This is a genomic window from Streptomyces sp. NPDC002809 (assembly GCF_040295435.1).
Taxonomy (GTDB): domain Bacteria; phylum Actinomycetota; class Actinomycetes; order Streptomycetales; family Streptomycetaceae; genus Streptomyces.
This window is the reverse complement of record NZ_JBEOVJ010000002.1, coordinates 248,777-263,128: the sequence shown is the minus strand read 5'-3', so window position 1 is coordinate 263,128 and position 14,352 is coordinate 248,777. Positions and strand designations below refer to the sequence as shown.

Annotated in this window: 12 protein-coding genes; all 12 read right to left on the bottom strand. The window is 70.7% G+C overall.

The window, feature by feature from the left end; translation table 11 throughout:
* Positions 1-80: 80 nt before the first annotated feature.
* Positions 81-1,424 (bottom strand): pectate lyase family protein, encoded by a 1,344-nt coding sequence (locus ABT025_RS02475; RefSeq protein ID WP_350988916.1) that lies wholly within the window; start codon positions 1,422-1,424, stop codon positions 81-83.
* A 55-nt stretch (positions 1,425-1,479) separates the two neighbouring features.
* Positions 1,480-2,307 carry a rhamnogalacturonan acetylesterase gene (locus ABT025_RS02470; RefSeq protein WP_350988914.1) on the bottom strand — a complete coding sequence of 276 codons (828 nt, stop codon included), beginning with the start codon at positions 2,305-2,307 and terminating at the stop codon, positions 1,480-1,482.
* 150 nt (positions 2,308-2,457) lie between these two features.
* Positions 2,458-3,792, bottom strand: coding sequence for an ABC transporter substrate-binding protein (locus tag ABT025_RS02465; RefSeq protein WP_350988912.1), 1,335 nt, complete (start codon positions 3,790-3,792; stop codon positions 2,458-2,460).
* A gap of 71 nt (positions 3,793-3,863) precedes the next feature.
* Positions 3,864-5,864 carry a pectinesterase family protein gene (locus ABT025_RS02460; RefSeq protein WP_350988910.1) on the bottom strand — a complete coding sequence of 667 codons (2,001 nt, stop codon included), beginning with the start codon at positions 5,862-5,864 and terminating at the stop codon, positions 3,864-3,866.
* 53 nt (positions 5,865-5,917) lie between these two features.
* Positions 5,918-7,489 carry a glycoside hydrolase family 43 protein gene (locus ABT025_RS02455; protein WP_350988908.1) on the bottom strand — a complete coding sequence of 524 codons (1,572 nt, stop codon included), beginning with the start codon at positions 7,487-7,489 and terminating at the stop codon, positions 5,918-5,920.
* A complete protein-coding gene (locus ABT025_RS02450) occupies positions 7,486-8,313 on the bottom strand; it encodes a DUF6807 domain-containing protein (protein WP_350988906.1) in 828 nt (275 codons plus the stop codon). The genes ABT025_RS02455 and ABT025_RS02450 overlap by 4 nt, the downstream gene beginning before the upstream one ends.
* Entirely contained in the window at positions 8,310-9,485 is a 1,176-nt protein-coding gene (locus ABT025_RS02445) for a Gfo/Idh/MocA family protein (protein WP_350988904.1), read from the bottom strand. The genes ABT025_RS02450 and ABT025_RS02445 overlap by 4 nt, the downstream gene beginning before the upstream one ends.
* Complete coding sequence (locus tag ABT025_RS02440; RefSeq protein WP_350988902.1) at positions 9,482-9,691, bottom strand: hypothetical protein; 210 nt, start codon at positions 9,689-9,691, stop codon at positions 9,482-9,484. The genes ABT025_RS02445 and ABT025_RS02440 overlap by 4 nt, the downstream gene beginning before the upstream one ends.
* Before the next feature lie 5 nt (positions 9,692-9,696).
* Entirely contained in the window at positions 9,697-10,617 is a 921-nt protein-coding gene (locus ABT025_RS02435; RefSeq protein WP_350988900.1) for a carbohydrate ABC transporter permease, read from the bottom strand.
* Complete coding sequence (locus ABT025_RS02430; RefSeq protein ID WP_350988898.1) at positions 10,614-11,543, bottom strand: carbohydrate ABC transporter permease; 930 nt, start codon at positions 11,541-11,543, stop codon at positions 10,614-10,616. Before ABT025_RS02430 ends, ABT025_RS02435 begins: the two co-directional genes overlap by 4 nt.
* A 154-nt stretch (positions 11,544-11,697) precedes the next feature.
* The gene (gene araD / locus ABT025_RS02425) at positions 11,698-13,425 is read right to left on the bottom strand and encodes an L-arabinonate dehydratase (RefSeq protein ID WP_350988896.1); all 1,728 of its coding nucleotides are present in this window, start codon (positions 13,423-13,425) and stop codon (positions 11,698-11,700) included.
* Complete coding sequence (locus tag ABT025_RS02420; RefSeq protein WP_350988894.1) at positions 13,422-14,324, bottom strand: dihydrodipicolinate synthase family protein; 903 nt, start codon at positions 14,322-14,324, stop codon at positions 13,422-13,424. The genes araD and ABT025_RS02420 overlap by 4 nt, the downstream gene beginning before the upstream one ends.
* Positions 14,325-14,352 lie beyond the last annotated feature (28 nt).

The window sequence follows — 14,352 nt, the reverse complement described above, 5'->3', positions numbered from 1 at the left end:
GGCCCCACGCCGGGGCCGGCGGCCCCCCGCCGGTGCCGGGAAGGCACCGGCGGGGAACCCACCGGGACGGCGGTCCGTGGTCAGGCGCCGGGAATCCGGCCCGCGCCTGCCTTGAGGCCGACGAGCAGGGGCACGAGCAGCGGGTGGTCGACCTCGGTGCGCAGGGCCGGCGTCCAGCCGGCGCCGGTGGTGAGCTGCTCCGCGGGGACGCCCGCGTTGTGGACGGCGACGAGGTCCGTCCGGCGGCCGTTGACGTAGTTGTCCGCGGCGGTGAGCGAGGACTCCGACCACTTCTTGAGGATCTTCGCCCGGTCGAATCCGGCGCCGAGGGTGAACGCGTTGTGCTCGGCGACGAGCTGGGACTTGGCGCCGATGCCGTACGTGTAGCCGTAGACGCTGCCCGTGGTGGCGACGAAGTGGTTGTTGTAGGAGTCGACCTGCCCGAAGCGGACGCGTGGGGCGCGCTCGTTCACGTCCTTGAAGAGGTTGTGGTGCAGGGTGACCCGGAGCTTGCCGCTGTCGGTCGCGCCTGCCCCGTCGCTGTTGCCGATGAGCATCGTCTTGTCGTGGTCCTTGAGGACGTTCCACGAGACGGTGACCAGGTCGGCGCCCTTGACGATGTCGAAGAGCCCGTCGTGCTGCTGGTACAGCTCGTCGAAGTAGCGCGGCTGGCCGGCGTCGGGGCGGTCCCCGTCGCTGAAGGTGTTGTGGTCGACCCAGACGTGGTCGGAGCCGTAGACGACGAGGTTGTCGTACTCCGAGTTCCAGTGGCCGGTGTCGCCGTCCGTGGGGTCCCACTGGGGGAAGCAGTCGTAGGTGTCCTCGAACGAGATGTTCCGGACGATGACGTTGGAGACGTTCTGGATCTGGAGGCTTGCGCCGATGACCGTCGCGTCCTTGCCGACCCCGACGAGCGTGGTGTTGGACGGGACGTAGACGTTCACCGCGGCCTTCTGCAACGCGGCGGACGCGAGCCGGGCGTCCTCCAGGGGGCCCGAAGGGACCTCGTCCCGGCCCCAGGTGGCGGGGTCGTAGGCGGCGAGGTAGCCGTCCAGGGTGTAGCCGTCGGTCCGGTACGCCTCGCAGTCGATCGGGGTGCCCTCGGCGTCGGAGTTCCCGTGGACGGTTCCGTCGATCCTGACGATCTTCGGTGCGTCGCCCGCGTCCTCGAAGGCGGCGATGAGTTCGGCCCGGTTGCTCACGGTGTAGATGTGGTCGGGGGTGGCGGCTGCGCCGCCGGTGGTGGAGCCGTCGGCGGCGGCCCAGCCGTCACCCTCGGCGAGGACGGCGCGGTCGATACCCTTGTGGTGGCCGGGGCCGGCCGGGTGCCCGGTGGCCTGGGCGGGGACGGAGACGGCGAGCACCAGGGAGGCGCAGCCCATCACCAAGGCAATGGCGCGAGCATGACAGATGCGTGCGGGCATGGCGGATCCTTCGGTGGTGAGGTGAGGTGAGGAGGAACGGGTGGGGCGGCCGGGGTCAGGCCTGCGACCAGGTGATCCACTCGAGCGGGATCGCGGAGTCGGTACGGCGTACGTCGCGCGGGGCGAGTACCTGCCCGGCCACCAGGGCCCGGGCGACGAGCCGCGCGGCCTCGACGGCGCCGCGGGGCTGGAAGTGCGTGTTGTCCTGTCGCCCGTCCGGGTAGTTGGGCGACCGGCCCGGCTCCAGCCAGTTGAAGTACCCGAGGGTGCCGTCCGGTCCGAGCTCCTGCCAGCGCGCCAGCGTGAGCGCCTGGAGGTCGAGCAGGGGTACGCGCTCCTCGGCGGCCAGCGCGCGCATCGCGGCCGGGTACTCCCCGTGGCTGGGCTTCGCCGTACCGTCGGCGGCGAAGCGGCGGCGTTCGACCGGGGTGAGCAGGACCGGGCGCGCCCGGTGGGACCGCGCGCCGCGCACGTACTGGCGCAGGTGGTCCTGGTAGGTGGTGTACGGGTCGGTGCCGCGGGCCGGGTCCTCGGTCTTCTCGTCGTTGTGCCCGAACTGGATCAGCAGGAGGTCGCCCTCGCGGACCTCCTCCAGCAGGGCGGTGAGCCGGCCCTCGTCGATGAAGCTCTTCGAACTGCGGCCGTTCATCGCATGGTTGGCGACGGCCGGGGTGCGGCCCAGGAAGAACGGCAGGGCCATCCCCCAGCCGGTCTCGGGCGCCGCGTCGGCGTACTTCTGCGCGGCCGTCGAATCGCCGGCGATGTGCAGGGTACGGGGACGGGGGCGGCCGTCCGGGCTGTGCGCCGCCGCTGCGGTGCCGGTGGCCAGTACCAGGGGCAGCGCGGTGACGGCGGCCATGGTCTGCCTGCGGGTGAGTGACACGGTGAAGCTGCCTCTCTCATGGATGCGTAGCGGTGCGTACGCGGGCGTACGGCGGTACGGAGTGCAGGAGGAGAGGGGACCGGCGGCGGGACGCGACCCGGACCGCCGCCGGTCCCCGGTCACCGGGGTGTCGGCCTTGCGGACGGCCGATCAGCCGTTGCCGATCTCCTTCCACTCCTTCTGGGCCTTGTTCAGCTCGTCCGCGATCTTGTCCAGGAAGGCCTTGGCCGTGACCTTGCCGAGCAGCAGCTTCTGGAACTCCGGCTCGTTGTCCGCCTTGCTGATGTTGTTCCAGTCCGGCAGGTAGTACGGCAGCTGCACGATCTTGGTGGAGCCGTCGGTGAGGGCCTTCGCGGCGAGCTCGGTCGGCTCGGTGGCGCTGATCCACGGGTCCTTGGCGGCCTCGGTGTTGGCCGGGATGGCGCCCGCGGACTCGTTCCACTTGCTGTTCGACTCGTGCGAGGCGGCGAACTCGATGAACTTCCAGGACGCCGTCTTGTTCTTGCTCGTCCGGAACAGGCCGAGCCCGTCGACTGGGTTGGAGACCTGGACCCGGGTGCCGCTGTCACCGATCGGGTTCGGTATGCCGGCGAACTTCTCCTTGCCCAGCGCCTTCAGGTGGTCCTGGTAGGAGCCGAGGTTGTGGCTCAGCATGCCGATGGTGCCGGTGTCCCACTGGGCGACCATCTTGGTGAAGTCGTTGTTGACGTCGGCGGCGGGCGTCGTCTTCTTGTACAGCGCCACGTACTTCTCCAGCGCGGCGACGTTCTTCGGGTCGTTGAGCGTCGTCTTGTCGCCGCTCCAGAACTCCGTGATGCCGGACTGCCCGTACGACGCGTCGATCGCCTGGGCGATGGAGCCGGCGCCACCGCGGATGGTGTAGCCGAACTTGTTGTCCTTGGAGTCGGTGAGCTTCTCGGCTGCCTTGTAGAAGTTGGCCCAGGTGGTGGGCGCTTCGAGGTTCGCCGCCTTGAACAGGTCGGTGCGGTACCAGAGGGCGCCGTTGTTGGCGGAGGTCGGCACGGTGTACATGTCGTCGCCACGGCCGCCCGCGTCCTTGACGCTCGCGACCATGCCCTCGACGAGCTTGCCGTTGAGGGCGGAGCCCTTGATCCGGTCGTTGAGCGGGTCGAGGGCCTCCTGCGAGACCATGTTGGCGAGGTAGGCGGTGCCCACGCCACCGACGTCCGGCAGTCCGCCGCCCGCGATGGCCGTGTCGTACTTGGACTGCACGTCGGCGATCGGGATCGGCACGTACTTGACCTTGATGTCCGGGTACTTCTTCTCGAAGTCCTTGATGATCTCGGTCCAGATGGCGGTGCGCGGACCACCGTTGTTGTCCCAGAAGGTGATCTCGCCCTTCCCGCTGCCCTCGGTACCGGTCTCGCTGCCGTCGTCACCGCAGGCGGTAGCCGTCAGGGCGAGCACCGCCGCGAGGGACACCGCTGCCGCGGCACGCCCCCGCTGCGTCTTCGAGATGGTCATGGTCGGCTCTTCTCTCTCGGTTCTCTGTTGTGTCGTGCGCACTGCATGGGGGGTGTGCCGAACTCCGGGATTCAGCGGTGGGTGCCCTGCGGCGCCCAGCCGTCCTCGCCCCCGAGGTAGTCGGAGACCTGGTGGTGTGCGGCGTCCTCGGCGGACATCTGCGGCCGGTCCGCGGTCACCGCGGCGCCGGGCCCGTAGGTCCGGTACTCGGTGAACCGGGCGTCCTGCCACGGGAAGCCGCCCATCTCGCTCCACGGAGTGGCCTTGACCGCCGCGGGCAGGAGGGTCTCGCGGATCAGGACCTGGCCGACCGCGTCGGGATTGCCGCTCGGGTGCCAGGGCCGGCCGAGGTGGAAGGTGTCCGCGGGGGCGTCGCTGATGATCCGGCTGCGGGTGATCAGGAAGCCGTACGGGTTGTCCTTCCACGTCGAGGCGGCCGTGACGTAGCCGTTGTCGGTGGCCGAGCCACGGCTCAGCGCCTTGATCACGGAGTGCTCGATGACCGTGGTGGCGCGGCCGTAGATGAAGTCGACGTCGCCCTCGATGTAGACGTCCCTGAGGTACACCCGGGCCTTCTGGGTGAGGACCGGGGTGTCGGTCATCAGGGTGTCCTGGTTGCCGAGGAAGGCCGTGTTCTCGAAGGTCAGCCGGTCTCCGGTGGTCTTCACGGCGAGGGCCTGCTCGCCGCTCAGCTCGACGGCGGCCTCGTCGAAGTCGTTGGAGAAGGTGAGGTTGCGGGCGCTGAAGTCGTGTCCCTCGACGACGACGGTCGCGCTGCCCCAGGAGCCCTGGGTGGTGCCGTCCGGCTTGAGTTCGCCCTGCGGGGTGTCGAAGACGACGAGTGTGTCCGAGCGGTTCCTGCCCGTGCCGACGAGCGAGACGTACGGCTGGTTCTTCCCGATCCTGACGTGCTCGCGATAGGTGCCGGGGGCGATCCGTACGGTGATCCGGCCGTCGTTGCCCTGCGGCACCGCGTCCACGGCCGCCTGCACGGTGGCGTACGCGCCGGGCACCCGGAGCACGGTCTCGGTACCGATGTCCTTCTGCGGCCCGGAGTCACGGGTGACCAGCTTGGGCACGTCGGCCGCACGGTCCAGGTGGTACGGGTAGAAGTCACGCGGGTCGAAGGCGGCGCCCCAGGCGTCGGTGCGGCCCGTGGTGTTCCTCAGGATCGAGCCGCGCTGGACCAGTTCGGCCGTGGCGTCCGCCTGGTACGGGTGCTGGACGTCCCGGTAGTAGCTGTTCTCGATGACCATCTTCGTTGCGCCGCGGGCCCAGTTGCCGTACGTCCACACCGGGTCGCCGTCCGCGACCTGCGCGGAGAGGTAGTTGTTGTAGAGGTGGGCGTAGGCGCAGTTGTCGGCGGAGGGGTTGCGCTGCTTGGTGCCCTCGAACCAGTTGTGGTCGATGGTGATCTGCGTCTTGACGTTCGCGGTCCAGCCGATGCCGAGCGCCTTGTTGTGGTTGCTGAAGTGGTTGTACGAGACGGTGACGTACTCACTGTCCTTGCGGATGTCGAGCAGTCCGTCACCCATGTGCGTGAGGCGGTTGTGGTCGATCCAGATGTGGTCGACCGAGTCCATCTGGATGGCGTCGAAGTCGGTGGTCTTGCCGTCCCAGTCGCCCTCGACGTACGAGTCCCGGATGGTGAGGTTGCGGATGATGACGTTGTGGGTGCCGGGGTTCAGGTGCAGTTCGCCGTGGACGATCTCCCCGCTGTCGCCGACACCGACGATGGTCTTGTCGGAGGCCACCACGATGTCGTGGCCGAACGGCTCGACGGCGACGGATCCGGCGACCCGGATGACGTAGGGCTCCGGCGCGGCCGCGTACGCCGCCAGGTCGGCCTGGGTGGAGACGGTGACGACCTTGCCGCCGCTGCCACCGGTGGTCCCGCCTGCCAGGGAGGCGAAGCCGTGCGCGGTGTCGGACCAGGTGTCGTGGCCGGCGCCCGGACCCGCCGGCTGTGCGGCGGCGCCGGCCGAGGGGGCGGACGGTACGAGGAGTGCTGCGGCCAGGGCGAAGGCCGCGGTCAGGGTTCGTGCTCTGGTGCGCTTGTTGCTCAGGTGCATCGATGCGGCTCCTGTACATGCGGATCAGGCAGGGCGGATGTGCTCCGTACGGGTCATGCGGTGGTGCGGAATCCGGTGAAGCAGGCCGTCCCGGCCGGCCCCGTCCCGGGCGGTGCGGTGGCGAACAGTCCGAGCAGGGCACCGACCCAGCGCCACGGCGTCGCGGCGAAGACCTGGCCCGAGGGGCGGAATCCGGTCCCGTCCCCCGTGTCGGCGAAGAAGCGGCAGCGGGCGCCCGGGGTCACCTCGATCCGGAGCCGGACCCGGCCGTCGGGGGCCGGCCTGCCGTGCGCGGCGTCGCGTTCGTGCTCGGCGACCGTCTCGGCGTACCGGTGCACGAACCGGATCCCGCCGTCCGCACCGTCCGCGCCTTCCGTCGACCGCTCCAGGCCGATCCAGCTGAACGCGTCCCCGAGCACCGCGAGACCGGCCTTGGCACCCGCCACCTCGCTGCCGAGGGTGAGCTCGGCCTCGACGGTGAACGTCTCGGCGGGCAGCCGCTGGACCAGCACGTTGGGCAGGGCCCGCAGATCGTGTGCGTACGCGGTCCGTACGCAGCTGAGCCGCAGCCCGTCCCCGCCGTGCTCGACGGTCCAGCCGGGGCGGGGATCGGCGGTCCACTGCCACTGCCTGCCGTAGCGGCCGCCCGGGAAGCTGTCGCCGCTGGCCGGGGCCGCGGCGGACTGCTCGGGCGCGGCCGGTTTGGTGTGTACGGAGACGGGTTCGCCCGCGTCGCCGATGACCGGCCAGCCGCCGTCCTCCACGTCCCATCGCATCGGCTGGAGGTGGACCACCCGTCCGTACGCCCCGCGCTCCTGGAAGTGCAGGAACCAGTCCTCGCCCGCCGGGGTCGTGACCCAGCCGCCCTGATGCGGTCCGTTGACCTCGGTGCGCCCCTGGGCGAGGACGACACGTTCCTCGTACGGCCCGGAGAACTCCCGGGAGCGGAAGGCGCCCTGCCAGCCGGTCGTGACCCCGCCGGCCGGGGCGAGGATCCAGAACTCGCCGTCGCGGCGGTAGAGCTTGGGGCCCTCCAGGGTGAACCAGCCGGGGATCGTGTCGGCGTCGATCAGGGTCTCGCCCTCGTCGAGGAGTTCCCGTCCGTCGGGGCTCATCCGGTGGCCGGTGAGCCGGTTCTTGATCCCGGAGCGTGACTTGGCCCAGGCGTGCACGAGATAGGCCTCGCCGGTCTCCTCGTCCCACAGCGGGCAGGCGTCGATCAGCCCCTTGCCCGCCTTGACCAGGTGGGGCGCGCTCCACGGGCCGCGGATGTCCTCGGCGTTGATCTGCTGGACGCCGTGGTCGGGATCGCCCCAGAAGATCCAGAACCGTCCGGCGTGGTGCCGCAGCGACGGCGCCCACACCCCGCAGTCGTGGCGGGGCACGGCGAAGTCGGCGGCCGGCTCCAGCCGGTCCAGGGCGTGGCCGATGAGGGTCCAGTTGACGAGGTCGCGCGAGTGCAGCAGCGGCAGTCCGGGGACCCGGCCGAAGCTGGAGGCCGTGAGGTAGAAGTCGTCGCCGACCCGCACCACGTCGGGGTCGGACCAGTCGGCGTTCAGTACCGGGTTGCGGTAGGTGCCGTCGCCGAGGTCGGCGGTCCAGGGGCGCTCGCCGACGGCGCTCACGCGGTCACCGCCCGGCGGACGTAGGCAGCGGCCTCGGCCCGGTCGAGCCGGCCGTCCGCGACGACGGTGACGACCCGGCGCACGACCGTCGCACCCGCGGGGACGGGGAGCCGGCGGTCGGCGGCGAGGGACGAGCCGACGCCCGGGTACTCCGTGGTCCGCACGAACCACGGGTCCCGGCGGGTCTCCTCGGTCGCCCCGGCGAACACCAGGGTCCAGCCGTCGCCGCTCATGGCCACCCAGTCGGCGGCTCGCCCGTGCACCGCCTCCTCACCGTCCGCGGAGCCGCTGAACACGGCGGGCGCCGCCGCCTCCTTGGGGGCGCGCCAGAAGAAGCCGCCGTATCCGGCGCCCGGCCGGCCGTTGGTGGCGGGGCTGCCGATCGACAGGTCCGAGGCGCCCCGGTTGGTGAGCGAGAAGGAGAAGTCCAGCGCCCAGGCGGCCCGGGAGAGTTCGGCGGTGGCGACCGTGCGGTGCTCCCGCAGCAGTTCGGTGTCGCCGGCCTCCCAGCTGAGCTCCTCGACGAATCCGTCCGGGTCGCGGAGCTTCCAGCCGAGGTGGCGCTGGACCCCGTGGTTGTCGAGCTCGGTGGGGCCCTGGTCGCGGACGAAGGTGCGACCGCCCCAGAAGTTGTGCCCGGCGACGTCCGGGACGGCGACGGATGTGCCCAGGTGGTGGAGGTGGTCGGCCGGGCGTTCCTCGGTGACCGGGGTACCCCCGAGCGTGGTGACGGGGTGGAGGTAGGGGCGGCCGTCGGCGGCGGGGAGGTAGGTGTAGCGGCCGACCGGGCGGCCGGCGCAGCTGAGCAGTACGGTGGTCGTCACGATGAACTCACCTCGGTGGGGAGCGCCCAGGGGACGCCGAGTTCGGAGAAGAGCGTGAGGGTGTCGGCGCCCGCCGCGACCAGTCCGTCGATCCCGCGCACCACCCGGCGGGTGGTCGCGGAGGGGGTGGCGGGCGCGGTGTACCAGGCGTCGGCCGGCAGTGCGAGCGGCTCGGGGGCGGTGCGTACGGCCTCGACGACCTCCATGAACGCGCCGGTGCGGTGCGGCGGTACGAGCAGGGCGGCGTCCCGCACCAGGTGGTCGACGAGGTTCTCCAGGAGGTCGGTCCTTCCGTGCACCGCCTCCTCGGGGCCGTGTCCGGCACGCTGGACGAGGACCCGGTCCTGCTTGTACCAGAAGGTGATCCGGCCGCGGTCGCCGTGGACGATCACATAGGGCTCCCCGGCCTGTTCGGCGCAGAGGGTGACGGCGGCGGTGACCGGGATGCCGGTCGCGGTCGTGATGCGTACGCAGGAGGTGTCGTCGGCCTCGATGTCGTGGGCGCGGAACAGCTCGGTCTCGACTCCGGTGACGTCCTGGGCCGTACCGCTGCCGGCGAGTTCGAGGGCGGTGGCGACGGCGTGGGCGAGCGGGTTGGTCAGGACCCCGTCGACGACGTCGGTGCCACCGATCCGGCGCCGCCCGGCCCAGGGCGCCCGCCGGTAGTAGGCCTCGTCCCTGACCCAGGCGCCCGCGGCCCCGTAACCCTGCACGGTGCCGATGGCGCCGGAGCGCACGAGCTCGCGGATGGCGGGTACGGCGTGCGAGCCGAAGGACTGGAAGCCGACCTGGCAGGCGATGCCGGCGTGCCGCACCCCGGCCAGGATTCGTTCGAAGTCGGCGCGGGTCGCGGCGGGAGGCTTCTCCAGCAGGAGGTGGACGCCTCGGCCGGCGGCGGTGAGCGCCAGTTCGGTGTGGGTCTGGATCGGGGTGCAGATGACGGCGGCGCGGGCCCCGGTGGAGTCCAGGAGTGCGCCGAAGTCGGCTGACTGCTCAGGGAGTTCACCTGCGAAGGCGTCGAGTTCGCCGTCGGCGAGCGGCGCCGGCTCGCAGACTCCGGCGAGCCGTACGAGGCCCTGGTGCTGAAGGCGACGGATGTTGGCGAGGTGCCAGCGTCCGTGGCCGCGGGCGCCCGCGAGGACGATGGGCAGGGGGGTCGGCCGCGTGCTCATCCGAGCCTCCCCGCTCCCGCCGCGCGGGCGGCGGTGTCGATCGGGCCGTACGGGGCGGGCGTCCAGCCGTCACCGCCGGCCGGGGCCCCCCGGCCCAGGTCCCGTGCGGTGGCGGCCCCGGCGCCCGGCTGGAAGGCCGGGCCCGCCGGGAGGAGGGTCAGCGCGGCAGCGGTGCGGCGCACCGCTCGCGTGCGGAGTGCGGTCATGTGCGTCAGCCCTTCACGGCGCCGGCACTGAAGCCGGTGATGAGCCACTTCTGGATGAAGGCGAAGACGATCACCACGGGCACCGCGGCGATCACACCGCCGGCGGCGAGCGCGCCCAGGTCGACGCTGTCGGCTCCGATGAGGGTGTTCAGGCCGACCGGGATCGTCTGCTTGTCCTGCTCGCTGAGGAACATCAGGGCGAACAGGAAGTGGTTCCAGCTGTGCACGAAGGCGAAGGAGCCGACCGCGATGAGTCCCGGCCGCAGCAGCGGCAGCACCACCGCGCAGAAGGCCCGGAAGCGCGAGCAGCCGTCCACCCAGGCGGCCTCCTCCAGCGTGACGGGCACGTTCTTGATGAACCCGCTGATCAGGATGATGGAGAGCGGCAGCTGGAAGACCGTCTCGGCGATGACCACGCTCCCCAGGGAGTTGATCATCTGGAGGTTCTTGAAGATCTCGAAGAGCGGTACGAGCATCAGCGCGCCCGGGATGAACTGCGAGCAGAGCAGCGCCAGCATGAAGGCGTTCTTGATCTTGAAGTTGAACCGGGCGAGCGCGTAGCCGCCGGCCAGCGCGACGAGCGTCGTGCAGACCAGGGTGCAGACCCCGACGATCATGCTGTTCTGGAAGAAGATCGCGAAGCTGCGCTCGTTCCAGACCTTGGAGAAGTGCTCCCCGGTCATCGGCCAGGGCACCAGCGAGGTGGAGCCCGAGGGACGCACGGCGAACAGGAACATCCAGTAGAACGGGATGAGGGTGAAGACGAGGTAGATGCCGAGCGGTACGTAGATCTGCCAGCGCGGCACGTCGTCGAAGGCGCGTTCGCGGCCGGGCCTGCCTCGCCGGTGGGCGGCGGGCGGGCGAGCGCTCTGTTCGGGCAGTCGCCCGGTGTCGGTGCCGTTCTTCTCGGCCAGTGCGGCAGTCACTTGTGGTCGCCTCCGAACTTGCTCAGGCGCAGATAGACGATCGAGCAGAAGAGGAGGATCACGAAGGCGACGGTGGTGAGCGCGGAGGCGTATCCGAAGTCGTGGCCCTCGATGCCGGTGTTGGCGACGTAGAGCGGCAGGGTGGTCGTCTCGCCGGCCGGTCCGCCGCCGGTGAGGGTGTAGAGGAGGTCGACGTTGTTGAACTCCCAGACACCGCGCAGCAGCGTGGAGAGGATGATCGCGTCCCGCAGGTGGGGCAGGGTGATGTGGAAGAACTGGCGCATTCGCCCGGCGCCGTCGACGGACGCCGCCTCGTACAGCTCCTTGGAGACGGACTGCAGGTCGGCGAGGATGAGGATGGCGAAGAAGGGGACCCCGCGCCAGAGTTCGGCGACGGTCGCGGCCCAGAAGACGGTTCCGGTGTCGGAGAGCACGGAGGTGCCGTAGTCGCCGATCCCGGCGTCCGCGAGGTAGCGGCTGAACCCGGTCGAGGAGTTGTAGAGCAGGATCCAGATGGTGCTGGTCAGCACACCGGAGACGGCCCAGGGCGAGAAGACCATGGCGCGGGAGATGCCGCGGCCGATGAAGCTCTGGTTGACGATCAGTGCGAGTGCGAGCCCGAGAGTGAGCTGGAGCGCGACCTGGACGACCACCCACTGGGCGCTGAAGGTCAGCGTCGTCCAGAACTGGTCGTCGTCGGTGAAGATCCGGGTGAAGTTGTCGAGGCCCGCGAAGCCGTTCCGCCACGGCTTGGTGACGTTGTAGTTCTGCAGGCTGTAGTAGAAGACGCTGATCACCGGGTAGGCGATGAAGCCCAGCATCAGCAGCCCCGCGGGGGCGATCAGCAGATACGGCAGTCGGCGGGGGCTCGCGGAGCGGCGCCTGGGCACCTTGGGCGGTGTGGCCACAGCGGCGGCTTGGGCCATGACACGTCTCCGTTCTCTCTCGGGTACGGGGTGCGAGGTGGTGCTGAGGGTGCTGGGAGGTGCTGCGCGTGGCGGTGCGTGTAGTGCGCAAGCGCTTGCCGCATGGCGTTCGGTATACCGAACGGGGCGGGGCGCCGGAATTCCGGTGGGCCGTTCAGCCGGCGTACGGGTCGGGCACTTCTCCCGGCCGGGCCAGGAAGGCGAAGTCGCAGCCGGTGTCGGCCTGGGTGATCTGGTCGTGGTAGAGCGCCCCGTAGCCGCGCTCGTAACGGGTGGCCGGCGGCGTCCACTCGGCCCTGCGCCGCGCCAACTCCTCTTCAGTGACGTCGAGATGAAGCAGCCTCGCTTCGACGTCCAGGGTGATGGAGTCACCGGTGCGGACCAGTGCGAGAGGTCCGCCGACATAGGACTCGGGCGCGATGTGCAGCACGCAGGCCCCGTAACTGGTGCCGCTCATACGGGCGTCGGAGAGTCGCACCATGTCCCGTACACCCTGCTTCAGCAGATAGTCGGGGATCGGCAGCATGCCGTACTCGGGCATACCGGGACCGCCCTTGGGTCCGGCGTTGCGGAGCACCAGCACATGGTCCGGTGTGAGGGCCAGGGCCGGGTCGTTGATGGTGCGCTGCATCTCCCTGTAGTCGTCGAAGACGACCGCGGGGCCGGTGTGGCGCAGCAGGTGGGGCTCGGCGGCGATGTGCTTGATGACGGCGCCGTCCGGGCAGAGGTTGCCGCGCAGCACCGCCACACCGCCCTCGTCCGCCAGGGGGTTGTCGCGTTCCCGGATGACGTCGCTGTTGTGCACGAGTGCGCCGTCGAGCTGCTCGCGCAGGGTCTCGTGCGCGACCGTGGGACGGTCCAGATGCAGTACGTCGGTCAGCCGGGCCAGGAACCCGGGCAGCCCGCCGGCGAAGTGGAAGTCCTCCATGAGGTACTTCCCGCCGGGGCGCAGATTGGCCAGCACCGGGACGGTGCGGGCGATGCGGTCGAAGTCGTCGAGGGTGAGCTTGATGCCGGAACGGCCCGCCATCGCGATCAGGTGGATGACGGCGTTGGTGGAGCCGCCCAGCGCGAGGACGGTGGCGACGGCGTCCTCGTACGCCTCCGCGGTGAGGATCGACGACAGCTTCCGCTGCTGCCACACCAGTTCGACGATCCGGAGCCCGGACTGCGCCGCCATCCGGTCGTGGCCGGAGTCGACGGCCGGGATGGAGGAGGCGCCCGGAACGGTGACACCGAGCGCCTCGGCGGCGGCGGTGAGGGTCGAGGCGGTGCCCATCGTCATGCAGTGGCCGGGTGAGCGGGCGAGTCCGTTCTCCAGTTCGTCCATCTCGCAGTCGCCGATGAGTCCGGCCCGCTTGTCGTCCCAGTACTTCCACATGTCGGTGCCGGAGCCCAGCACTTCGCTGCGCCAGTGCCCCGGCAGCATCGGCCCGGCGGGCACGAACACGGCCGGCAGGTCGACGGAGGCCGCCCCCATCAGCAGCGCGGGCGTCGACTTGTCGCAGCCGCCGAGCAGCACCGCCCCGTCGACGGGGTAGGAGCGCAGCAGCTCCTCCGTCTCCATCGCGAGCATGTTGCGGTAGAGCATCGGGGTCGGCTTCTGGAACGTCTCCGAGAGGGTGGAGACCGGGAACTCGAGCGGGAAGCCGCCCGCCTGCCAGACACCGCGCTTGACCGCCTGCGCGCGGTCGCGCAGATGGACGTGGCACGGATTGATGTCGGACCAGGTGTTGAGGATCGCGATGACCGGCTTGCCGAGGTGCTCCTCGGGGAGGTAGCCCAGCTGGCGGGTGCGGGCGCGGTGGCTGAAGGAACGCAGCCCGTCGGTGCCGTACCACTGGTGGCTGCGCAGCTCCTCGGGGGCGATGCGGCCGGTCATATGGACCACCCCTCGACCTGGGCGGCGACCTCGGCGCGCTGGGACTCGGGGAGCACCCGGCTGGGCGGTCGCACGTCGCGGCCGCACAGCCCGAGCGAGGCCAGGGCCTCCTTGACGACCGTCACGTTGTTGGCGGACTGCCGGTCGGCGCGCAGCTCCTCGAAACGGCGGATCTGCTCCCAGACCTTCATCGCTGCCGGGTGGTCGCCGGCCCGCAGCGCCTCCAGCATCGCGATCGAGACACCGGGGGCGACGTTGACGAGACCGGAGGTGAATCCGGTGGCACCCGCGGAGAAGTAGGAGGGGGCGTACAGCTCGGCGAGACCCGCGACCCAGACGAAGCGGTCCAGGCCCGCGTCCCGGGCGAAGGCCGCGAAGCGTGCGGCGTCCGGGACGGCGTACTTGACGCCGATGACGTTGGGGCAGCTGTCGGCGAGGACCGCCAGGCACTCCCCGTCGAGGTGCGGGTTGCGGATGTAGGGGACGACGCCGAGTCCGGGGACGGCCTCGGCGATGGCCCGGTGGTAGTCGATCCAGCCGTCCTGCGAGACGTACGGGTGGACGGGCTGGTGCACCATCACCATCTCGGCGCCGGTGTCGCGGGCGTGCTCGGCGGCGGCGACGGCGGTCGGCACGTCGTGTCCGACACCGACCAGGATCGTGGCACGGCCGCCGGCCTCGTCGATCGTCAGCTCGGTGACGGTGCGCCGCTCCTCGGGGGTGAGCGCGTAGAACTCCCCGGTGTTGCCGTTCGGGGTGAGGATGCGTACGCCGCCGTCGAGCAGCCTTCGCAGCAGGGCGCGGTGCGCCGCCGTGTCGATGGTCCCGTCCGCGGCGAACGGGGTCACCGGGATCGCGACGACATCTGCGAGGGCCGCCTTCAGCGGTGTGAGGTCCATGCGGACAGGCCTTTCGTCGGTGTGCTGC